General features: G+C 59.9%; 17 protein-coding genes, 4 tRNA genes and 1 pseudogene. 8 read left to right on the top strand and 14 right to left on the bottom strand.

Annotated features, from left to right (window positions below; genetic code table 11):
* Positions 1-75 precede the first annotated feature (75 nt).
* The 4 genes from AAEZ10_RS09980 to AAEZ10_RS09965 all read right to left on the bottom strand — a co-directional run bounded on the left by AAEZ10_RS09980 (position 76) and on the right by AAEZ10_RS09965 (position 3244).
* The gene (locus tag AAEZ10_RS09980) at positions 76-855 is read right to left on the bottom strand and encodes an ABC transporter permease (RefSeq protein ID WP_056788203.1); all 780 of its coding nucleotides are present in this window, start codon (positions 853-855) and stop codon (positions 76-78) included.
* Entirely contained in the window at positions 852-1784 is a 933-nt protein-coding gene (locus AAEZ10_RS09975; protein ID WP_016771010.1) for an ABC transporter ATP-binding protein, read from the bottom strand. The genes AAEZ10_RS09980 and AAEZ10_RS09975 overlap by 4 nt, the downstream gene beginning before the upstream one ends.
* 133 nt (positions 1785-1917) lie before the next feature.
* Positions 1918-2541, bottom strand: coding sequence for a glutathione S-transferase family protein (locus AAEZ10_RS09970; RefSeq protein ID WP_024013937.1), 624 nt, complete (start codon positions 2539-2541; stop codon positions 1918-1920).
* Between the two features lie 43 nt (positions 2542-2584).
* Positions 2585-3244: a transglutaminase-like domain-containing protein gene (locus tag AAEZ10_RS09965; RefSeq protein ID WP_110645984.1), complete on the bottom strand. Its 660-nt coding sequence runs from the start codon at positions 3242-3244 to the stop codon at positions 2585-2587.
* Positions 3245-3491: 247 nt separating this feature from the next.
* Here AAEZ10_RS09965 and AAEZ10_RS09960 point away from each other — a divergent pair, with 247 nt between their 5' ends.
* Both AAEZ10_RS09960 and AAEZ10_RS09955 read left to right on the top strand, forming a co-directional pair.
* Positions 3492-5939 (top strand): acyl-CoA dehydrogenase, encoded by a 2448-nt coding sequence (locus AAEZ10_RS09960; RefSeq protein ID WP_339101162.1) that lies wholly within the window; start codon positions 3492-3494, stop codon positions 5937-5939.
* A 73-nt stretch (positions 5940-6012) separates the two neighbouring features.
* Positions 6013-6420, top strand: a complete 408-nt coding sequence (locus AAEZ10_RS09955) for a PA2817 family protein (RefSeq protein WP_039760212.1) — start codon at positions 6013-6015, stop codon at positions 6418-6420.
* Between the two features lie 635 nt (positions 6421-7055).
* Here AAEZ10_RS09955 and AAEZ10_RS09950 read toward each other — a convergent pair.
* Positions 7056-8054: a LysR family transcriptional regulator gene (locus tag AAEZ10_RS09950; protein ID WP_024013940.1), complete on the bottom strand. Its 999-nt coding sequence runs from the start codon at positions 8052-8054 to the stop codon at positions 7056-7058.
* Between the two features lie 89 nt (positions 8055-8143).
* Here AAEZ10_RS09950 and AAEZ10_RS09945 point away from each other — a divergent pair, with 89 nt between their 5' ends.
* The 4 genes from AAEZ10_RS09945 to AAEZ10_RS09930 all read left to right on the top strand — a co-directional run bounded on the left by AAEZ10_RS09945 (position 8144) and on the right by AAEZ10_RS09930 (position 12199).
* Positions 8144-8770, top strand: a complete 627-nt coding sequence (locus AAEZ10_RS09945) for a serine-tRNA(Ala) deacylase AlaX (RefSeq protein WP_041479464.1) — start codon at positions 8144-8146, stop codon at positions 8768-8770.
* Between the two features lie 90 nt (positions 8771-8860).
* On the top strand, positions 8861-9631 hold the full coding sequence (locus AAEZ10_RS09940; RefSeq protein WP_076563824.1) for a 2OG-Fe(II) oxygenase: 771 nt from the start codon (positions 8861-8863) through the stop codon (positions 9629-9631).
* A 1-nt stretch (position 9632) separates the two neighbouring features.
* Positions 9633-10271, top strand: a complete 639-nt coding sequence (locus AAEZ10_RS09935) for a LysE family translocator (RefSeq protein WP_042610677.1) — start codon at positions 9633-9635, stop codon at positions 10269-10271.
* Positions 10272-10459: 188 nt separating this feature from the next.
* Positions 10460-12199: a dipeptidase gene (locus tag AAEZ10_RS09930; RefSeq protein WP_350569017.1), complete on the top strand. Its 1740-nt coding sequence runs from the start codon at positions 10460-10462 to the stop codon at positions 12197-12199.
* A gap of 137 nt (positions 12200-12336) precedes the next feature.
* On the opposite strand, the gene AAEZ10_RS09925 is transcribed toward AAEZ10_RS09930, so the two are convergent.
* The 4 genes from AAEZ10_RS09925 to AAEZ10_RS09910 all read right to left on the bottom strand — a co-directional run bounded on the left by AAEZ10_RS09925 (position 12337) and on the right by AAEZ10_RS09910 (position 12749).
* Positions 12337-12412: transfer RNA gene (locus tag AAEZ10_RS09925), tRNA-Gly, on the bottom strand.
* Between the two features lie 3 nt (positions 12413-12415).
* Positions 12416-12491: transfer RNA gene (locus AAEZ10_RS09920), tRNA-Glu, on the bottom strand.
* A gap of 104 nt (positions 12492-12595) precedes the next feature.
* Positions 12596-12671: transfer RNA gene (locus AAEZ10_RS09915), tRNA-Gly, on the bottom strand.
* Positions 12672-12673: 2 nt separating this feature from the next.
* Positions 12674-12749, bottom strand: a tRNA-Glu gene (locus AAEZ10_RS09910).
* A gap of 383 nt (positions 12750-13132) precedes the next feature.
* Between AAEZ10_RS09910 and AAEZ10_RS09905 the strand changes: the two genes are divergently transcribed.
* A complete protein-coding gene (locus tag AAEZ10_RS09905) occupies positions 13133-13891 on the top strand; it encodes a hypothetical protein (RefSeq protein ID WP_039764159.1) in 759 nt (252 codons plus the stop codon).
* Positions 13892-14134: 243 nt separating this feature from the next.
* Here AAEZ10_RS09905 and AAEZ10_RS27920 read toward each other — a convergent pair whose 3' ends face one another.
* From AAEZ10_RS27920 to AAEZ10_RS09890, 4 genes and pseudogenes are all read right to left on the bottom strand, one after another.
* Complete coding sequence (locus AAEZ10_RS27920) at positions 14135-14998, bottom strand: methyl-accepting chemotaxis protein (RefSeq protein ID WP_371699606.1); 864 nt, start codon at positions 14996-14998, stop codon at positions 14135-14137.
* A pseudogene (locus tag AAEZ10_RS27915) lies at positions 14996-15220 on the bottom strand (HAMP domain-containing protein); the annotation flags it as partial. The pseudogene AAEZ10_RS27915 and the gene AAEZ10_RS27920, both read right to left, overlap by 3 nt.
* A gap of 990 nt (positions 15221-16210) precedes the next feature.
* On the bottom strand, positions 16211-17611 hold the full coding sequence (locus AAEZ10_RS09895; RefSeq protein ID WP_350569013.1) for an aminotransferase-like domain-containing protein: 1401 nt from the start codon (positions 17609-17611) through the stop codon (positions 16211-16213).
* A 191-nt stretch (positions 17612-17802) separates the two neighbouring features.
* Entirely contained in the window at positions 17803-18564 is a 762-nt protein-coding gene (locus AAEZ10_RS09890; protein WP_110645976.1) for an SDR family oxidoreductase, read from the bottom strand.
* Positions 18565-18801: 237 nt separating this feature from the next.
* Here AAEZ10_RS09890 and AAEZ10_RS09885 point away from each other — a divergent pair, with 237 nt between their 5' ends.
* Complete coding sequence (locus AAEZ10_RS09885) at positions 18802-19806, top strand: NADP-dependent oxidoreductase (protein WP_073472221.1); 1005 nt, start codon at positions 18802-18804, stop codon at positions 19804-19806.
* A gap of 126 nt (positions 19807-19932) precedes the next feature.
* Here the strand turns inward: AAEZ10_RS09885 and pyrF are convergent, their stop codons facing one another.
* Positions 19933-20631 (bottom strand): orotidine-5'-phosphate decarboxylase, encoded by a 699-nt coding sequence (pyrF, locus tag AAEZ10_RS09880; protein WP_350569011.1) that lies wholly within the window; start codon positions 20629-20631, stop codon positions 19933-19935.
* Positions 20632-20695 lie beyond the last annotated feature (64 nt).

The raw sequence follows: 20695 nt of genomic DNA, 5'->3' as shown, positions 1-20695 counted from the left end.
AGCAGGCTCGCTCCACAGAGAACATCATTCCAATGTGGGAGCGAGCCTGCTCGCGAAGAAAGCGACGCGGTCGGATCAGGTACGCATCCCGCGCCCGCTCACCAGCAACCGCGCACAGCCGAGATACAGCACCACGGTCGCCACCAGCATGAAGGTGATGGCGATGCCGATACGGATATCCGAGACGCCAAGGATGCCGTAGCGGAAGGCGTTGACCATGTGCAGCACCGGGTTGGCCAGCGACACGGTCTGCCAGAACGGTGGCAGCAAAGTGATCGAGTAGAACACGCCGCCCAGGTAAGTCAGCGGGGTCAGCACAAAGGTCGGAATGATCGATATATCATCGAAGTTGCGCGCAAACACCGCGTTGATAAAGCCCAGCAGCGAAAAGATCGTCGCGGTCAGTACCACCACCAGGATGGTCACGCCGAGGTGATGCACCTGCAGATGGGTGAAGAACAGCGACAGGATCGTCACGATCAGACCCACCGCCAGACCGCGCAATACCCCACCAATGGTGAAGCCGATCAGGATCGTGTGCGGTGACACCGGCGAAACCATCAGCTCTTCGATCGAGCGCTGGAACTTGCTGCCGAAGAAGCTCGAGACCACGTTGCCGTAGGAGTTGGTGATCACCGACATCATGATCAGCCCCGGCACGATGTACTCCATGTAGGTGAAGCCACCCATGTCGCCGATCTGCCGGCCGATCAGGTTGCCGAAAATCACGAAGTACAGAACCATGGTGATCGCCGGCGGCAGCAACGTCTGCGGCCAGATCCGCATGAAGCGTTTGACCTCGCGGTAGACGATGGTTTGCAGGGCAACGAGGTTGGGACCGAACTCGGAACTCATACCGCCACCTTCGACAGATTTTTCTCCACCAGGGACACGAACAACTCCTCGAGGCGATTGGTTTTGTTACGCAGGCTCAGCACTTCGATGTTCTGCTGCGCCAGCTGGGTGAACAACGCCGTGATGCCCATGGATTTGTCGACCTGCACTTCCAGGGTATGGCCGTCGAGCAATCGGGCCGGGTAGCCGAGCAATTGCGGCGCCGCGCTCAAGTCGTTCTTCAGGTCAAGCAAAAAGGTCTCCACATGCAACTGGCCCAGCAACTGTTTCATGCTGGTGTTTTCGACGATGGTGCCGTGGTCGATGATGCCGATATTGCGGCACAGCTGCTCGGCCTCTTCCAGATAATGCGTGGTCAAAATGATGGTGATGCCTTTCTGGTTCAGCTCGGTGAGGAAGGTCCACATCGAACGGCGCAGTTCGATATCGACGCCCGCAGTCGGCTCATCGAGGATCAGCAGGCGCGGTTCATGCACCAGCGCACGGGCAATCATCAGACGCCGTTTCATGCCGCCGGACAGCGAACGCGAAGGCACATCGCGCTTGTCCCACAGGCCGAGCTGGGTCAGGTACTGCTCGGCGCGTTCCTTGGCGACTTTCGCCGGAATGCCGTAGTAACCGGCCTGGGTCACGACGATGTCGAAGGTCTTTTCGAACTGGTTGAAGTTGAATTCCTGCGGCACCACGCCGATCGAGCGCTTGAGCGCCGCCGGGTTCTTGTCCAGGTCATTGCCGAAAATATTCACGGTGCCGCTGGTCTTGTTGACCAGGGTCGAGAGGATGCCGATGGTGGTGGATTTGCCGGCGCCGTTGGGGCCGAGCAAGGCGAAAAAGTCACCTTCGGCGACGTCCAGATCGATACCACTCAAGGCCTGGAACCCGTTGCCGTAGGTTTTGGTTAGCTGCCGGATGGACAGAGCGGAACTCATATCGGATTTACGCACCAAGAAGGAAGGAAAGAAGTAAATAAGGGCGGGCGGCGAGGGAAACAACCGCAGCGCAAGTTCGCAATGGTGCTTGCCGCCGCCGCACAAGTACAGTCAAGTGTGTCGATAGTAATTATCAAGTCAACGCGGTCATGACCGCTTTCTGATAGGCCGGACGCTGTTTCAAGCGTTCATACCAGGCTTGCAGATGCGGTTGCGGCGCGCGCTCGATGGGCATTTCGAACCAGGCATAAATGAAGCTGCCCAGCGGGATGTCGCCCATGCCGATGTCATTGCCGGAGAGATAAGGCTGGCTGATCAAGGCATGGTCGGCCATGTTCAGCAATTCATCGCATTCCTTGATCGCCGCGTTGATCGCCTTCCAGTCCTGCTTCTCGGCAGGCGTACGCAGCACACCCCAGAACACCGTGCGAAACGGCCCGGCGAAACTGGAAGTGGTCCAGTCCATCCACTTGTCCGCTGCGGCGCGGGCTTGCGCATCCGCCGGATACCAGGCGCTGTCCGGGGCGTGTTTGGCCAGCAGATAGCGCACGATGGCGTTGGATTCCCACAGCACGAAACCGTCATCCTCGATCACCGGCACCCGGCCATTCGGGTTCATCGCGCGGTACTCGGGCGTGTCGACCACACCGAACGCGCCGCCGGCATCGATGGCCTCGTACGCCAGGCCCAGCTCTTCGGCAGCCCATAAGGGCTTTCTGACGTTCGATGAATTTTTCCGTCCCCAGATCTTCAGCATGACCGCCTCTTTGCAAGTGAGTGGACGGCCAGCATACGCCGGATCAGGTGCGACTCAAATCGGCCTGCATGTCGCCCAACAGCACCGGCAGTTGCTCACTGAACAGATGCGGATAGCACTTTTGCAGGTGCTCGAAGAAGAAGGTTTCCGGCACGTCGGTGAACTGGCCGTGATCGAGCAGATACTCCATCAACTGCGCGCCGTCACGGTTGAACGGGTGGAAAACGCTATCGTTGACCCCGTCGAATTCCAGCGCTGCGACATTGAACAGCTCGCACAGTTGCTGGTTGAACGCCGGCGTCGCCTTGACCCAGCGGCCGTCGAGAAACAGCTCGGTGTAGCCATGCATGGCAAACACATCGCTTTTCAGCAACTCGAGCAGACGTGGCGTCGACAAATGATTGCGCACATCGGCCAGACCGATGCGCGCCGGAATCCCGCAATGCCGCGCACAACCGGCGAGCAGCGTGGCTTTCGGCACGCAATAACTCTCCCCCGCCGCCAGTGCATAACTGCCACACAAAGTTTGCGGATCACGACTGAAGGTGTAGGGGTTGTAGCGCACCGCCTCGCGCACGGCGTAATACAGACTGACCGCCTGCTCGCGCGGATCATTACTGGCGCCGCGATGCTGCTCGGCGAACTCCACCACCGCCGGGTGGTCACTATCGATGAAGCGGCCGGGGCTCAGATACTCGTGCATGGCGGCAATCTCCTGGATGAGTCACGAGTCTAGCGACAGCCTGAGCACAGAGATAACGACGTTTCGGCCAAACCTGAAAGCAAAGCTGCGCAGCAACGAACGATTTCCCACACGTGTTGCCCACCGAACCTACGAAAACCATCCGGGGTTTCCCACGATTTCAATCACCATGCTCTGACCACCCTTGTTTGCAGATGCCGTCTAAGCTCTGGAGGGTCGATTTGCTTTGGTTCACGGAGGACTGAATATGCTGTTGTTGTGGATACTGGTTTTGATCGTCGGCGTGGCGTATCTCGCCCATCGACGCATCGCCCCGCTGCCCGCGTTGGGCATCGTTGCGGCCTATCTGGTCGCCATGGGGATTTTCAGTCACGCGCCGGGCTGGCTGCTGTTTGTCTTCTGGGTCCTGTTGGCGGTGGTCGCCGCGCCATTGTTGCTGCCTGACCTGCGCCGCAAGCACTTCACCGCGCCGCTGTTCAACTGGTTCCAGAAAACCCTGCCGCCCATGTCGCAGACCGAACGCGACGCGATCGATGCCGGCACCGTGTGGTGGGACGGCGAGCTGTTCAGCGGCCGTCCGGACTGGGACAAACTGCTGTCCTATCCCAAGGTGCAACTGACTGAAGAAGAACAGGCTTTCATCGATGGCCCGACCGAAGAACTCTGCGCGATGGTCAGCGACTGGCAGATCGGCCAGTCCATGGACCTGCCGCCCGAGGCCTGGACGCACATCAAGGAACATGGCTTTTTCGCCCTGATCATTCCCAAGGAATACGGCGGCAAAGGCTTCTCGGCCTACGCTCACTCACAAGTGGCAATGAAACTGGCGACACGCAGTGGCGACCTCGCCTCCACCGTGATGGTCCCGAACTCCCTCGGCCCTGCCGAACTATTGCTGCATTACGGCACCGACGAACAACGTAATCACTACCTGCCGCGACTGGCCCGTGGCGACGATATTCCGTGCTTCGCCCTCACCGGCCCGCTGGCCGGTTCCGATGCCGGCGCGATGCCCGACACCGGGATCATCTGCAAAGGCCAGTGGCAAGGTGAGGAAGTCATCGGCCTGCGCCTGAATTGGGAAAAGCGCTACATCACCCTCGGCCCGGTTGCGACCCTGCTTGGCCTGGCATTCAAGGCTTATGACCCGGATCATCTGCTCGGTGAAGAGGAAGACCTCGGCATCAGTCTGGCGCTGATCCCGACCGATACCGCAGGTGTGGAAATCGGTCGTCGGCACCTGCCGCTGGGCGCCGCGTTCATGAACGGCCCGAACTCCGGCAAGGACGTGTTCATTCCTCTGGACTACCTCATCGGTGGTCAGGAAATGCTCGGCAAGGGCTGGATGATGCTGATGAACTGCCTGTCCGTCGGGCGTTCGATCTCGCTGCCAGCCGTGGGCACCGGCGCGGCCAAGTTCACCAGTCTGGTCACCGGCCAGTACGCGCAGATTCGCGAGCAGTTCAATGTACCGCTGTCCGCTTTCGAAGGCATCCAGGAAGCCATGGCGCGCATCGGCGGTAACGCGTGGATGATGGACGCCGCCCGCATGCTCACCGCCAACGCGGTGGACCTCGGTGAAAAACCTTCGGTGCTGTCGGCGATCCTCAAATACCACCTCACCGAACGCGGCCGCGAATGCATCAGCCACGCCATGGATGTGCATGGTGGTAAAGCGATCATCATGGGGCCGAACAACTACCTGGGCCGCAGCTGGAACGGCGCGCCGATCTTCATCACCGTCGAAGGCGCGAACATCCTGTCGCGCAACCTGATGATCTTCGGTCAGGGCGCGATCCGCTGCCATCCGTTCGTACTCAAGGAAATGGCCCTGGCCGGTCGCGAGGACAAGGATCAGGCGCTCAAGGAATTCGACGGCCTGTTGCTCAAGCACATCGGTTTTGCCGTCAGCAATGCCGCCAGCACACTGGTGCTGAACCTAGGTCTTGGTCACTTCGAACATGCGCCGGGCGACAGGATCAGTCAGGGCTACTTCCGCGCGCTGAACCGTCAGGCCGCCGCATTCGCCATGCTCGCCGACTTCAGCATGATGCTCCTGGGCGGCGAATTGAAACGCCGCGAACGCCTGTCGGCGCGCCTCGGCGATGTACTGAGCAACCTGTATCTGGCCTCCGCCGCGCTCAAGCGCTATCACGACCTGGATTCGCCGGCGTACATGGAGCCGCTGTTCCGCTGGGCCATGGAAGAAAGCCTCGGCCAGTCGGAGCGTGCGCTGGATGAACTGCTGAGCAACTTCCCGAACAAAGTCTTCGGCTGCCTGCTGCGGGTCATCGTCTTCCCGTTCGGTCGCCGTCACAAAGGCCCATCGGACAAACTCGGCGCCGAAGTCGCTGCGGTCATCGGTCGCGCCAAGGGCGATCCGGCACTGGAAGAACTGCTCGCCGGCTGCTACCGCCCGCAATCGGCGGACGATGCCGTGGGCGCGCTGCAACACGCCAGCGACCTGCTCAATGCCGCGCAACCGCTGCACAAGAAACTGCACACCGCACTGAAGAGCGGCCAGGTCAAACCGGCAGCCGGCGAACACGCTATCGATGCCGCGCTGGAAGCCGGCGTGCTGCAGGCCGTCGAAGCGCAAAGCCTGCGCGACGCCGAAGCGGCCCGCCGCAAGGTGATCGACGTCGATGATTTCGCCAAAGAGGAACTGACCCAGGCAGCGGGCAAAGTCCGCTGATCCCGGTTTATGTGAAAAAACGGCGCGAGGGCTTTATACTCCCGCGCCCGTTTTGCTCTTGAGGACTTATCTCGTGTCCAACGTCGTTGCCGATCATCTCGTGTTGCTCGACCACCTGCGCAGTATCCTGGTCGCCGTAGGTGAGGCCGAACAAGTGCCCGAAGAAAGCCATGCCCTGTTCCTCGAGCGCTTCGACGAACTGCTGGCCTCCCTGCCGATCGACCCTATCGAAAGCCAATACCTGGGCCAGGACATCCTCACTCAAGTCATCAGCCGCTACCCGCAAATCGCCCACCTGATCCCGCGCGACCTGCTGTGGTTCTTCGCCGGCGACTGCCTGCACTACCTCTCCGACGAAGAAATCGACCTCTACCAGGCCCTCGAAGAACGCCGCTACGAAGCCGAACAGAACGACGAACCGTTCGACTGGAACCAGGAAAAACAACTGCTGGCCATGTCTGCGCAGGACAGCAAGCATTGATATTCGACAGGTAATCGAAAGGCCCGCACTGGTGATTCCATGCGGGCCTTTTTTTCAAGATCAAAAGCCCCTCACCCTAGCCCTCTCACGGAGGAAGAGTGGACTGACCGAGGTGTTTGGGCGAGTTACGTCGATGTGAAAGTCCGAGTTGAACTCAGGATTTGAAAAGCACACAAATCAGCTCCCTCTCCTCGGGGAGAGGGCTGGGGTGAGGGGAAAATTCACCACAAAAACAGCCAGACACCACCCGCCCCTCACCACTCAAAACAATGAGCGCAAGCTCGAGTACCGCTTTTGATCTTGATTCACAGGCGACGTCGGAAGGCTGAGCGGAGGGATTGATCCGGGCGTGGGAGCGCAGCGACCGTACGACGCAGTCGTACACAGCGAGTGTAGGTGCAGCGAAGCAAACCGTAGCCGCTGCGCCGGGATCGATCCCGCAGCGAAGGAACCCGAGCCTGCGAGGGCCGAACGCAGGAGCAAGCCTTTTGGGTTACCTTTTTGGCGTTTGAAAAAGGTGACCCGCCGTAAGGGCGGAACCGTAATCCGCAACACCCGCAGAAACGGATATTCACCCAAACCACCAGAGCATGGTCGGCCCAAAGGCCGCCAAGCCCCCCCCCCCAAAAAAAACCTCAAAGCAACCCCTCACTCTCCGGCAGCTCATACGCCACAGCCGCATTGCTCCCACCGGCAGATTTCCCGGGCCTACCCAACGTCGGCTCCTTCTGCAAACACTCCACCAGATAATCAATAAACACCCGCAACTTCGGCGGCAGATACCGCGTCGGCGAATGCAGCAGCCACAACCCACCATGATAAGAGGCAAGAAACGTCCAGTCCGGCAACACCTGCACAATCAACTTCTGCTCCAACGCGTAACGCGCCGTGAAATACGGCAGACTGCCAATGCCGATGTGCTGCAATACCGCCCCCAAGCGCACGCCCGTGTGATTGGCGGCATAGCGCCCACGCACACCGACCGTCACCGCCTTGCTGCCCTTCTTGAACTTCCAGCGCGCATCGCTCGGTGTTTCGCCCAGATAAATACAACTGTGGTTGAGCAAATCGTGAGGATGCGTCGGCGTGCCATGTTCGGCCAGGTATTGCGGCGTGGCGCAAAGCAAATGATCGATGGTCAGCAACTGCCGCCCGACCAGACCGGCCGGTGGACGGTCAGTGATGCGAATCGCCAGATCGACATGATCATCGATCAGATCGACCTGACGATCTTCCAGCAGCAACTCGACGTCGACCTTGGGATAGCGGCGCAGAAACTCCGGCATGTGCGGATGAATCACAAAGCGCCCCACCGCTTTCGGCACGCTGACCCGCACCAGACCTTCGGCTTCGTGGGTGAACTGGCCGCTGATTTCCATCACCGACCTGGCCGCGCTGACCATTTCCTGGCAACGCTTGAACACCTCCTCACCGCCATCGCTCAAGCGCAGTTTGCGCGTGGTGCGTTGCAGCAAGCGCGTGGCCAACGCCTTTTCCAATCGGGAAATACTGCGACTGACCGCCGAGGGTGAGGAACCCATCTGCCGCGCCGCTTCAGAGAAGCTGCCGGTCTCGACAACCTTGACGAAAATCGCCATTTCACCCAGCAGCGGCAGCGGAAGATTGATGCTCACGACGCACAAGTCCTTTGATGTTCGAACGGATTATCACGTTATTGCACGATTCATATAATAAAAACAGAACTTCGATCAGGGCATGGAATATGACGCTTCGCCTGTTTTTTCACAGTGACGACCTCAAGGCGAATGTCGAAGTCCTCGACTGCACACCCCACGAGAACGAATTCGCCGTAGTGCTGCGCGCTACCCTGTTTCACCCCCAGGGCGGCGGTCAGCCTTGCGACACCGGCTGGATCGGTGAAAGCCGGGTGTCGCGCGTGGTGCAGGAACCTGAGCGCATTGTGCATTTCGTCGACCGCCCGCTGCCGCTGGGCATGACCGTCATCCGCATCGACGAAGAACGCCGCCGCTTCAACACACGCATGCACTCGGCCGGGCACCTGATCGGTCATTTCATTCAGGCCATGGGCTGGATGCCGATCAAGGCGCACCACTGGCCGGACGAAGGCCGGGTGCAATTTAAGCCGGGCGATGGCGCAGAAGAAGTCGATGCGCCAACCGTGCAAACCGGCATCGAGCAGTGGATCGAACACGATCTGCCGCGTCTGACTTCACTGCGCGAGGGCGCGCGGGAAATCAGTTTCGGTGAACTGCCAGCCTATGGCTGCGGTGGCACCCACGTACGCAGCCTGAAGGATTTGGGCACAGTCACGATCGCGTCGCTTTCGCAGAAGAAAGGCACGCTGTCCGTCCACTACAGCGTGGATTGAGCATTTCGGACGTTGCCATCGCGCAGCGTCCGACGCCGGGGAACCGCACTCGCCGGTTCCGTTGACTATCGATAGATGGACCTAAAACAAATGATGCTAGACGTCGAGCGTCTCGATGAGACGTGCATAAAAAAACTGGCCAACGAAGAAGTCCTCGCCATCCGCGTCAAACGCTTTCTGCCCGAGCCGCTGGCGATCGAGATCGGCGACAAGATCCTCGCCCCGGGCTTTGAAGGCTACATCAACGCACCGAGCATCGGCCGCATCGGCATGGCCTTTTACGAGGCGGAAAACCAGCCGCTGCTGATCGAGGATTACTTCGAACGCGCCACCCGCAACATCGCCGAACTGCGCCAGCGCTGCGCGCCCTACTCTTCGCCGATCGACACGTTGCGCTGCATGCTCGACGAGTCCTGGCCCGCTGGCGCGCATCTGGAAAATCTCTACGGGCGCAAGATGTATGTCGGCTTGTCGCGCGTGGTCAAACCCGGCGTGTGCTTTCTTGCTCATCACGACATCTTCGCCAAGGACGCCCCGGACAGTTTTCAGGCGCGCAGCCTCGAGGCGCAATTTGCCTGCAACGTCTACCTGAACATGCCCACCGAGGGTGGCGCCTTGCAGATGTGGAACGACCACATCACCCCGGATCAATTCGACGAAATGCGCGGCGACAGTTATGGCATCGAGCCGTCGCTGCTGGGGCCGCCCGCCCTCGAAGTACGACCGCAGCCCGGCGATTTCATCATGTTCAATTCGCGGCGCATGCACTCGGTGACTCCGGGCGTGGCCGATCCGCGTTTGAGCCTGTCGTTCTTTGTCGGCTATCGCGGCAATGCCTCCCCTCTGACTTTCTGGAGCTGACATGCTTTCCAATTACCTGGGCGAGTTTCTCGCATTGGCCACCATCCACTTTCTCGCCGTGGTTGCACCCGGCCCGGACTTCGCCGTGACCATCCGCCAAAGCGTGCGCTTCGGTCGGCTCGTCGGCATCTGCACCGCGCTGGGCATCGGCGCGGGGATTTCCGTGCATGTGCTGTATACCTTGCTTGGCGTCGGCGCCTTGATGCACACCACGCCGTGGCTGCTCACCGTCGCCAAGGTTGTCGGCGGTGCCTACATCCTTTATCTGGGCGTCAGCCTGATCCGCAGCAAACCGAAAAGCAGCGTCGAAGGCGAAAAAAACGCTGACGAGCCGCTGGTCGAACAGTCGCTGTTCAAAGCCTTCAGCACCGGTTTTCTGACCAATGCGACCAACCCCAAGGCCACGCTGTTCTTCCTGGCGATCTTCACCACGATCATCAGCGCCAGCACACCGCTGCAGATCCAGGCGTTCTATGGCTTGTGGATGTGCTTCGTCAACGCGCTGTGGTTTGTGATCGTCGCGCTGTTTTTCTCCAGCAACAAAGTGCGCCTGCTGTTCATGCGCCTTGGACACTGGTTCGAGCGCAGCATGGGCGTCATCCTGATTCTGTTTGCCGGACGCCTGATGCTGTCGATGTAACTCACACAAAAAAAGTCCCGGCATCAGCTGCCGGGACTTTTTCATTTGTGCGCCTCTTTTGCATTTCTGTGCGACAGATCAAGTTTGCGACTCCCTTTCCCAGCGCTCGCAGTGTTAGGTTTACAAAATGTTTCTGTCACAAGCGTCAGAAATACTTTCCCAATCCTTTGCAAAGGAATGCCTGTTCCATGGTCTTTTCCCTGAAAAAACTGGCCGCCGCCACTCTGGTCATGGCCAGCCTCACCGCGTTTACCAGTGCCGCACAAGCCAACATCACTGCCGAGCAAAGTGCAGCGATTCTGAAATCCCTCGACGGCAAGAACCTGACGGACTTCCGCAGCTTCCTTGGCAGCCTGGCGAAAAGCGACCTGGCCAAGTCGGATAAGCTCACCCCGTCCATCAGCGCCTTCCTCGACAACAAGACCCTGAACGCCGACCAGCAGAATGAAATTCATCGCTTGCTGGGCATTTATACCCGCGTGAAATATGGCAAGGCCGCGCTGGAAACCCTGCGCCAACTCGTCGAGATCCCGACCTTCCGCAAGGACGGCGTGGAGCAACACGACAATCCGGAATTCATCAAGATTGCCGGCGAGATCCAGAAACTCGCCGAATCCTTCGGTTTGAAGTTCCGCAATGTCGATAACCGTGTCTACGAAATTTCTCTGGACGGCAAAGGCGACGAAGTCGTCGGTATTCACGCGCACGCCGATGTGGTGCCGGTGACGCCGGAAAACTGGGTGCTGAAAGATGGCACCAAACTCGACCCGTTCAAAGTCACGCTGATTGGCGATCGCATGTACGGTCGTGGTACCGAGGATGACAAGAACGCCATTGTCGTGGCGCTGTACGCCATGAAAGTGATCAAGGACGAGAAACTGCCACTGGCGCGTAACTTCAAGCTGCTGGTCGACACCACCGAAGAAACCAGCGGCGACGCCATTCCCTATTACTTCGAGCGCAACCCGACGCCGAACTACAACATGGCGCTGGACGGCGGTTATCCGGTAGTGATCGCCGAAAAAGGTTACGGCACCGTCATGGCCAACTTTGCCAAGCGCAAAGGCGAAGGCAACGGTGCGGAAATCGTTTCGATGACTGGCGGCAAGGCGACCAACCAGATTCCGTCCGCTTCGGTGGTCACCCTGGTAACCGACAAGCCTGCCGAGCTCGCCGCCAGTCTGCAAAAGGCCGGCGATGCCTATGCCAAAGCCAACGGCGGCGACTTCGAAGTCGCTACGAAGGTTGATGGCAAAGACGTCAAACTGACCGTGACGGGGGTTTCTGCGCACTCCTCCGAACCAGAGTCCGGCGTCAACCCGGTCGCGCGAATGCTGAGTTTCATCAACAGCCTGGACGGCAAAGTCGCGCTCAAGCACAACCAGTTCACCGATGCCGCGCGTTATGCCGATGACAACTGGGGCCTGGATTATCTGGGCAAAAAACTCGGCGTCGGTTTCTCCGACTCGTTCATGGGGCCACTGACCACCTCGCTGACCTACGTCGGTGAGGATGACAAGACCTTCAAACTGGCGGTGAATCTGCGCGTACCGAAGGGCAAGTCTCCGGAAAAGCTCAAGGCTGAGATCGCTGAGAAACTGGATGCCTGGAGCAAGAAGACTCATGTTGCCGTGGCGTTCGATTACTCGGTGGCTGAACCGATGTATCGCAACCCCGAGGGTGAGTGGGTCAAGGCGCTGCTTGCCGTAGCCAGCGAAAACCTCGGCATGAAGTCGGAATTCGGTACTTCCGCCGGCGCGACGTCGGTTCACGAATTGCCGAACGGCGTGCAATTCGGCCTGGCGCGACCTGAAGCCAAATACACCGGCCACACCGATGGCGAATTCAAGACCGTCGACCAGTTCCTGCTGGATCTGCAGATCGTCACGGAAATGATGGGGCGTGTCGGGCAGTTGCCGAAGCTGTAAAGCTCTGCCTGAGCCCGATCATTGATGACCGGGCGCAAAATAAAAAAAGGACCTGTGAAAAGGTCCTTTTTTATTGCCGCCACAAAACGCGCACAAACAAAAACGCCGATCATCACTGATCGGCGTTTTTGTGAAATTGGAGCGGGAAACGAGACTCGAACTCGCGACCCCGACCTTGGCAAGGTCGTGCTCTACCAACTGAGCTATTCCCGCAAATGGCGTCCCCTAGGGGACTCGAACCCCTGTTACCGCCGTGAAAGGGCGGTGTCCTAGGCCACTAGACGAAGGGGACACGCTACCCGGAACACATGGTGTGTGTTTCGGTGTCCAGATCCGCATCCGAAGACTTGGTTCTGGTTTCACTCAGCACCGCCCGAAAGCACTGCTGTTTAAAATTGGAGCGGGAAACGAGACTCGAACTCGCGACCCCGACCTTGGCAAGGTCGTGCTCTACCAACTGAGCTATTCCCGCATTGGCGTCCCCTAGGGGACTCGAACCCCTGTTACCGCCGTGAAAGGGCGGTGTCCTAGGCCACTAGACGAAGGGGACACGCTACAACATTCACTCCCTGCCGCGTTTCGCTGTGTGCTTTACGCTGCAAGTGGCGCGCATTCTATGGATGGATTGAGGGGTCGTCAACCCCCTGATATAAATTTATTTAAATCAATGACTTCGACCTGGATTACGCGCCGCGTAGGGCTTTTCCGTCGTCCGAAACCTGACGCCTATATTCCGCCACTCGCCAAGACGTTATAGTCACCGCACAGTGATGGCAATCTGCACATCAAGCGCCAGCATTCATCTATACAGCTGGCGGCCGATACAGATTGCAGCAGCCGATCAAACCCGTTGAGCGGCGCTAGGCGCCTAAATGCCCAGCCACTACACTCGCATGCGAACCCTATAAAGAGGTCTTACCGGTGACACCACTCATGATCACCCTGCTAGTCGTAGCCGGGATCGCAATTCTGATCGCCATTGGCTACATGAACCATGTGGTGGAAAACAACAAACTGGAGAAGGCCCGCACCAAAGTCGAACTCAACGACCGCCTGCGCCGCTGCGGCGAACTGACCGAAACCTTCCCCGGCCAGTTCATGACCCCGGCGCTCAAGCTACTGCTGACCCGCCTGGAACTCAACGTCTGCCAGCGCCTGCTCAATCTGGAAAAAACCAGCGCGACGACCAAGGCCCGCATCACCGAACTCAGCGCCCTCGTTGCCCAAGGCGAATCGATCCCGGTGAACAACCCGCCCGCGCCGATCCTGACCGAAGCCAAAGCCAAAGACGTGCGCTTCCTCCTCGAAGCCCTGCATGGCCAGATCACCCGAGCCGCCCATGACGGTTTCCTGCCTCCGAACGAAGCCAAACAATGGATCCGCGAGGTGCGCCACATCCTCGTGCTGCTGCACATCGAATTCTTCAACAACCTCGGCCAACAGTCCCTGCAACAAAACCAACCCGGCCAGGCCCGCCTCGCCTTCGAACGCGGCGTGCAATATCTGCGCAAACAGCAGGACCCGCAGATGTATGCCGAGCAACTGCAATATCTGGAAAAACTCCTCGCCCGAGCCAACGCCCAGGTCATGGACAAGATCGCCCCGGTGGAAGGTGAAGAAAACCAACTGACTGCCGGTTTGAAGGATGTCGAAGCCGATGCGGACTGGAAGAAGAAAGTGATTTACGACTGAGGCGGGAATGCTGGAAGAGAAGCCACCGTTATTGGTGGCTTTTTTGTGGGCGAATTGAAAGAGGGTGTGAATTGAAGATCGCTTTCGCGAGCAGGCTCGCTCCCACATTGGGAAGTAGTGTTCTCAGGTAAAAATCGGTCGGCTGTCAGGCCGCCTTCGCTGGCAAGCCAGCTCCCACAGAACAGCAAAAGCGGATATTCATCCAAACCCCAAAAGGCTGATCGGCCCAAAGGCTGCCAAGACTCAAAGCCGAAAATGCCCAACCATCGAGCGCAACTCCCCGCCCAACTGCGCCAGCTCAACACTCGAAGCCGCATTCCCGCGCATCGCCACGGAAGAGTGATCCGCGCTCGCACGAATCTGCGTAACACTGCGATTGATCTCCTCCGCCACCGAACTCTGCTCCTCCGCCGCCGCCGCGATCTGCTGATTCATCTGCTGGATCAACGACACCGCCGCCGCAATACTCCCCAGCGCACTTTCGGTCTGCAACGCATCACTGACCGCCAGCTTCACCAGCTCGCCACTGCTGCGGATCTGCTGCACCGACGACTGCGCCGCCGCGCGCAGGGCACTGACCAGGCGCTCGATCTCCTCGGTCGATTGCTGCGTACGCCGCGCCAGCGCACGCACCTCATCGGCCACCACCGCGAATCCCCTGCCCTGCTCGCCAGCCCGCGCTGCTTCGATCGCCGCGTTCAGCGCCAACAGATTGGTCTGCTCGGCCACGCTCTTGATCACCTCCAGCACCGTGCCGATATTCTGAATCTCGGCGCTGAGGCTCTCGATGCTGGAACTGGCCGAGGTCGCTGAATCCGCCAACTGCTCGATCCGCGCCATGCTTTGGCGCACCACCTGCTGGCCGCTCTCGACCTTGTCATCCGCCGTCTGCGCCGCCAGCGCCGCCTCTTCGGCATTGCGCGCGACGTCATGTACCGTGGCGGTCATCTGGTTCATGGCGGTGGCGACCTGCTCGGTTTCCTCCTTCTGGCTGTTGACCTCCAGATTGGTCTGCTCGGTCACCGCCGACAGCGATTGCGCGGAACCGGCCAAGCGCTCGATCCCGGCCTGCAAGCCACTGACAATCGTGCCGAGGCCGGCAGCCATCTGCTGCATCGCCAACATCAGCTGCCCCATTTCATCGCGGCGCGTCACCTCGACCTTCGCCGTCAGATCACCCGCAGCAATCTGCTGCGCCACGCGAATCACACTGCGCAGCGGCGCCACGATCAGGCGCGTGATCACCCACGCGGCAAGTAATCCGACCAACAAGGCCAGCGCCGAAGAGCCAAAGATCAACACCGTGTTCTTTTTCAGCTCCGCCTGCATCGAAGCATCTTCGGCGACGTAGGCCCGATTGACGCGGTCCACCACCTGCGCAGCACGCTGATGCAGTTGGTCATAAACCGTCTTTTCTTGCGCCAGCAAACCGGTGTATTCAGCCAGTTTCTCGTTGAATCCGGCGATATGCCCCGACACTTCGTTGAGCACCGTCAGATAGCCCTCGTCCTTGACCGTGCTTTTCAACGCTTCAGCCTGCTCCTGCGCTTGCGCGGCCTGCTCGATGTTGCCTTGAGCGGCATTGTCGGCATCGCCCTTGCGGCTCTGATCCAGACGCACCCGCGCTTCGTTCATCGCTTGCAGCATCAGTCGCGAGACCTGACTGACCTGATTCGCCTGTTCGATGAACTGGGCGCCGTCCTTGCCCTCGGTGTCTTTCAAAGTGTAGGCACCATCATCGGCCAGACCGCTCTGCAACACGTCGAGGTTATTGGCCACGCTGGACACCGACCAACTGGCCATCTCCAGCGCGAGGTCCTTGGCCTGGCTCAGCGAGACGAATTCATCGAAGGCCTTGCGATACGCGCCCAGCGCTTGCTCGACATCGCTCATCACCGGGACGTTGGCCGGGGAATGCGCCTTGAGCTCACCGGCAAGGACGATCAGCCCATCGACGCCTTCGCGCAAGGCATCGGCGGTCTTCGGATTGCCGCGCAGGGCGTACTCCTGCTCGAGCAGGCGCACCTTGAGCAGGCCGCTGTTGAGCGCGGACATCTGCTTCAAGCCGTCGAAACGCAGGCTGATGGTTTGCAGCGACCAGACGCCGATCGCCGCCACCAACGCAGTCAGCAGCAAGACCAGCACGAATCCGATACCCAGTTTTTTCGCCATACCGAGGTTGGCAAAACGTCCTTGCACGGCCGAAATCATTGCGCGTAGTCCCCTGCCAAAGTCTGTGAACGAAGATTCGCAACGGGCTCTAACCAGCACAAGACTCTGGCGTCGGAATAATGGCAAAAAGCTACGCCCGCGTCGTTTTCAGAATGCTGGAGGTCGATCCGCGCAAGTATTGCGAAAAAACTGCCGAGCCCGCGGGTCGCAGGCACAGGCCACATTGATGCGCTGCCAGTCACCGCACTCACCGCTGGGACTGAAGGCGTCCGCTGCTGATAACTCCAGCCCGCAACGCTGAGCCTGCCTGCGCACCGACGCCTGGTCGCGCAAGCGTGCCCGCGCCCAGATGAACAACCCGCCAACCGGCTTGCCGAACACTTCCCACTCGGCATCTTCCAGGGCCTGCAAGGCCGCCGCGCGATCGGCATTCAAGCGCTGGCGCTGGCGCTGCACCAGTTTGCGATAGGCGCCGGTCGCCATCAGCCTGGCCAGCACCGCCTCGGCCAGCCTCGAACAGCCCAGGCCGCTGATCATCTTGACCTCCGCCAGGCGCTTCAGCAGCTCGCTGTCCGCCAGGACAAAGCCGATCCGCAACGAACTGCTCAGGGTCTTGGAAAAGCTGCCGACATAAATGACCCGGCCGCCATGGTCCAGCGCCGCCAACCGCGTACCGCTGCCGGTGTGCAGATCAGCGTAGACGTCATCTTCAATCACGCGCAGGTCGTAGGTCTTGCTCAACTGCACGATACGCTGGGCGACCGCAGGCGTCAGGCAACTGCCGGTGGGGTTGTGGTGATGGCTGCCGATGAACAAGGCAGCGGGACGAAACTGACGCAGCACTGACTCGAGCATGTCGATGTCCGGCCCGCTCGGTGTCCGACGCACTTCGAGCATCTGTACGCCGTGCAGGCGCAGCAGGTCAAACAACGGTGCATAACCGGGCGTTTCCACCACCACGCAATCGCCAGCCTTGAACAGGGTGCGCACGATCAGATCGAGCGCATGACTGGCACCGCCGGTACTCATCAGCCGGGTATTGCAGGCGTCGATATGCAGCAGTTTCAGACGCTTGGCAATTTGCTCGCGCAACGCTGGCAGGCCCAGTGGCGAGCTGTAGTTGAACAGGCTGGCCATGTCGGTGCGTGCCACCTCGCGCAGCGCGTAGCTGAGGTCGTCGGGCTCACGCCAGCTCGGCGGCAAGCCTCCTTGCCCCAAGATCAAGCGACCCGTCGAAGCGCTCACCTCATCGCACCACGCATGGCGGCCCTCGAACACTGCCAGTTCCGAGTCCGTTTCGCGCAATGCCGGCGAGGCCGCGACGATGAATCCCGCGCCCTGGCGTGTGGTCAATACGCCTTGCGAAACCAGGCGCTCGCAGGCTTCGACGACACACGACTGGCTGAGCAGATTACCCCGGGCGATTTGCCGTACGGAGGGCAACCGGGTGGCCGGCGGGATACCGCTTTGCACAATCCAGTCAGTCATTCCGTCGACGATCTGCTGCACGACCGGCACCATTGCCTGTCGGTCAATTCTCAGTTCCATGAGCTCGCAAACTCCTGTCAGTTTTGCTGGCAGCAGTAAATCACAGCCGCACCGCCGAGGCTGTGCGACAACGCCGCCAAATGCGCCAGTTCTAACGATTTGATACACATTGTTTAACGGTATTCACAGGGACCGACCGCGAGGTACAAAAAAACCCGCACGCAGGCGGGTTCTTTGTATTTCGGCAACTTTCAGAACGCCGTCACGCCGCCGTCCACCGCCAATGAGTGCCCAGTGGTGAACGCTGCGCCATCGCTGCACAGATACAGCACCGCGCTGGCGATTTCCTCGACCTTGCCAATGCGCCCGACCGGGTGCATGGCGTTGGCGAACTCCGCCTTCTTCGGGTCGGCTTCATAGGCACGGCGGAACATGTCCGTATCGATCACTGCCGGGCACACTGCGTTGACGCGGACTTTCTTTTTCGCGTATTCGATCGCCGCCGACTTGGTCAGGCCGATCACCGCATGTTTCGACGCCGCGTAGATGCTCATCTTCGGCGCGGCACCCAGCCCGGCGACCGACGCCGTGTTGACGATCGCGCCACCGCCCTGCGCCAACAGCAACGGCAACTGATACTTCATGCACAGCCAGACGCCTTTGACGTTGACGCCCATGATCGCGTCGAACTCGTCCAGCGTACCGTCGGCGAGTTTGCCCTTCTCGATTTCGATCCCGGCGTTGTTGAAGGCATAGTCGAGACGACCGTAGGTATTGATCACCTCATCCATCAGATTTTTTACATCGCTTTCCACCGTCACGTCGCAGCGCACGAAGGACGCTTCGCCACCGGCGGTACGAATCAGCGCCACCGTGCCTTCGCCTCCAGCCGCGTCGAGGTCAGCCACCACCACTTTCAGGCCTTCGGCGGCAAACGCCAGGGCTGTCGCGCGACCGATGCCGTAGGCGGCTCCCGTGATTACAACCACCTGACCGGAAAACGTCATGCTCATGGCTATGTCCTCGAATGCAAAAAAAATGGGAGATGTTGGCGTCGCAGCATAGCCAAGGGCAGCGAAAGCACGTCAGCACTATGCAATCGCTGTTTACCGGCGCATGCGCCGCAGTGATGAAACCCGCCCCGTAACCATCACTGCACTGGATCGACTCGCATTCGCCGTATCAGCCAACCTTGCGACATCGGCGTTGAAGAGCTATCAACAAGGCTTCATTCCATTCGAGTGCCTGTCATGACCAACCAGACCAATCGCCAGTTCCTGCTCGCCAAACGCCCGGTGGGCGCCGCGACCCGCGAGACTTTCACTTACCAGGAAGTACCGGTCGGCGAGCCACAGGCGGGACAGATTCTGGTGAAAAACGAATACCTGTCCCTCGACCCGGCCATGCGCGGCTGGATGAACGAAGGCAAGTCCTACATCCCGCCGGTCGGTCTCGGTGAGGTCATGCGCGCACTGGGCGTGGGAAAAGTCATCGCTTCGAACAATCCTGGCTTCGCCGTCGGCGATTACGTCAATGGCGCCCTCGGTGTGCAGGATTATTTCCTCGGCGAGCCGCGCGGTTTCTACAAGGTCGACCCGAAACTCGCGCCATTGCCACGCTATCTGTCTGCACTGGGCATGACCGGCATGACCGCCTACTTCGCCCTGCTCGACGTCGGCGCCCCGAAAGCCGGTGACACCGTGGTGCTGTCCGGCGCGGCCGGTGCGGTGGGCAGCGTGGCCGGGCAGATCGCCAAAATCAAAGGCTGCCGCGTCGTTGGCATTGCCGGCGGGGCCGACAAGTGCAAATTCCTCATCGACGAACTGGGCTTCGACGGCGCCATCGATTACAAGGCCGAAGACGTCGTGGCCGGTCTGAAGCGCGAATGCCCGAAAGGCGTCGACGTGTATTTCGATAACGTCGGTGGCGACATTCTCGACGCGGTGCTGAGCCGCTTGAACATGAAGGCGCGCGTGGTGATCTGCGGCGCGATCAGCCAGTACAACAATAAAGAAGCGGTCAAAGGCCCGGCCAATTACCTGTCACTGCTGGTCAATCGCGCGCGGATGGAAGGTTTTGTGGTGATGGACTACGCCGCGCAGTTCGCCAACGCCGCCCAAGAGATGGCCGGCTGGATGGCCAACGGGCAGCTCAAGAGCAAGGAAGATGTGGTTGAGGGACTGGAGACGTTCCCCGAGACGCTGATGAAACTGTTCAACGGCGAGAACTTTGGCAAGTTGGTTCTGAAGGTTTAAGGCCAGCCTGAAACCAATGTGAGAGCGAGCCTGCTCGCGAAAGCGGTGGATCAGTCGGTAATGATGCCGACTGACACTCCCTCTTCGCGAGCAGGCTCGCTCCCACAGTTGGATCTTCAATAAGCTTTAGGCGATTTCGGCTACGACTGCGGCTAACGCCTGCGCCGGATCTGCCGCCTGGCTGATCGGACGGCCGATTACCAGGTAATCGGAACCGGCATCCAGCGCCTGACGCGGGGTCAGAATGCGCCGTTGATCATCCTGCGCGCTGCCCGCCGGGCGAATCCCCGGGGTCACCAGTTGCAGCGACGGGTGCGCGGTTTTCAGCGCCGACGCTTCCAGCGCCGAACACACCAGACCGTCCAACCCGGCCTTCTCGGCCAGTGCCGCCAGACGCAGCACTTGTTCCTGCGGCTCGATATCCAGACCAATACCGGCCAGATCCTCGCGCTCCATGCTGGTCAGCACGGTCACACCAATCAACAATGGTTGCGGACCACTGCGCTTGTCCAGCTCCTCGCGGCAGGCTGCCATCATGCGCAGACCGCCGGAGCAGTGCACGTTGACCATCCACACACCCATCTCGGCAGCGGCTTTCACGGCCATTGCGGTGGTGTTGGGAATGTCGTGGAATTTCAGGTCCAGAAACACTTCAAAACCCTTGTCACGCAGGGTTCCGACGATTTCCGCCGCGCAACTGGTGAACAGTTCCTTGCCCACTTTGACCCGGCACAATTTCGGGTCCAACTGGTCGGCCAGCTTCAGTGCGGCGTCACGGGTGGGGAAATCCAGGGCGACGATGATAGGAGTCTGGCAGGCGGACATGGATGGGCTCTCAGGCTGGTCGAAAACGGCGCGCATTGTAGCGGAACCGGCGGCGGCGCGGCAC

The organism is Pseudomonas sp. H26/SER47-MNA-CIBAN-0231 (assembly GCF_040310465.1).
GTDB classification, from domain to species: Bacteria; Pseudomonadota; Gammaproteobacteria; order Pseudomonadales; family Pseudomonadaceae; genus Aquipseudomonas; species Aquipseudomonas atacamensis.
The sequence above is the reverse complement of the archived record's forward strand: the minus strand, read 5'-3'. Positions and strand labels throughout refer to the sequence as shown.

What these genes read in the sequence shown, in the direction of transcription:
- AAEZ10_RS09980 (WP_056788203.1), bottom strand. Translation starts at nt 855, where the DNA reads ATGAGTTCCGAGTTCGGTCCCAACCTCGTTGCCCTGCAAACCATCGTC.
- AAEZ10_RS09975 (WP_016771010.1), bottom strand. Translation starts at nt 1,784, where the DNA reads ATGAGTTCCGCTCTGTCCATCCGGCAGCTAACCAAAACCTACGGCAAC.
- AAEZ10_RS09970 (WP_024013937.1), bottom strand. Translation starts at nt 2,541, where the DNA reads ATGCTGAAGATCTGGGGACGGAAAAATTCATCGAACGTCAGAAAGCCC.
- AAEZ10_RS09965 (WP_110645984.1), bottom strand. Translation starts at nt 3,244, where the DNA reads ATGCACGAGTATCTGAGCCCCGGCCGCTTCATCGATAGTGACCACCCG.
- AAEZ10_RS09960 (WP_339101162.1), top strand. Translation starts at nt 3,492, where the DNA reads ATGCTGTTGTTGTGGATACTGGTTTTGATCGTCGGCGTGGCGTATCTC.
- AAEZ10_RS09945 (WP_041479464.1), top strand. Translation starts at nt 8,144, where the DNA reads ATGACGCTTCGCCTGTTTTTTCACAGTGACGACCTCAAGGCGAATGTC.
- AAEZ10_RS09940 (WP_076563824.1), top strand. Translation starts at nt 8,861, where the DNA reads ATGATGCTAGACGTCGAGCGTCTCGATGAGACGTGCATAAAAAAACTG.
- AAEZ10_RS09935 (WP_042610677.1), top strand. Translation starts at nt 9,633, where the DNA reads ATGCTTTCCAATTACCTGGGCGAGTTTCTCGCATTGGCCACCATCCAC.
- AAEZ10_RS09930 (WP_350569017.1), top strand. Translation starts at nt 10,460, where the DNA reads ATGGTCTTTTCCCTGAAAAAACTGGCCGCCGCCACTCTGGTCATGGCC.
- AAEZ10_RS09905 (WP_039764159.1), top strand. Translation starts at nt 13,133, where the DNA reads ATGATCACCCTGCTAGTCGTAGCCGGGATCGCAATTCTGATCGCCATT.
- AAEZ10_RS27920 (WP_371699606.1), bottom strand. Translation starts at nt 14,998, where the DNA reads ATGGCTGCCGGCCTCGGCACGATTGTCAGTGGCTTGCAGGCCGGGATC.
- AAEZ10_RS09895 (WP_350569013.1), bottom strand. Translation starts at nt 17,611, where the DNA reads ATGGAACTGAGAATTGACCGACAGGCAATGGTGCCGGTCGTGCAGCAG.
- AAEZ10_RS09890 (WP_110645976.1), bottom strand. Translation starts at nt 18,564, where the DNA reads ATGAGCATGACGTTTTCCGGTCAGGTGGTTGTAATCACGGGAGCCGCC.
- AAEZ10_RS09885 (WP_073472221.1), top strand. Translation starts at nt 18,802, where the DNA reads ATGACCAACCAGACCAATCGCCAGTTCCTGCTCGCCAAACGCCCGGTG.
- pyrF (WP_350569011.1), bottom strand. Translation starts at nt 20,631, where the DNA reads ATGTCCGCCTGCCAGACTCCTATCATCGTCGCCCTGGATTTCCCCACC.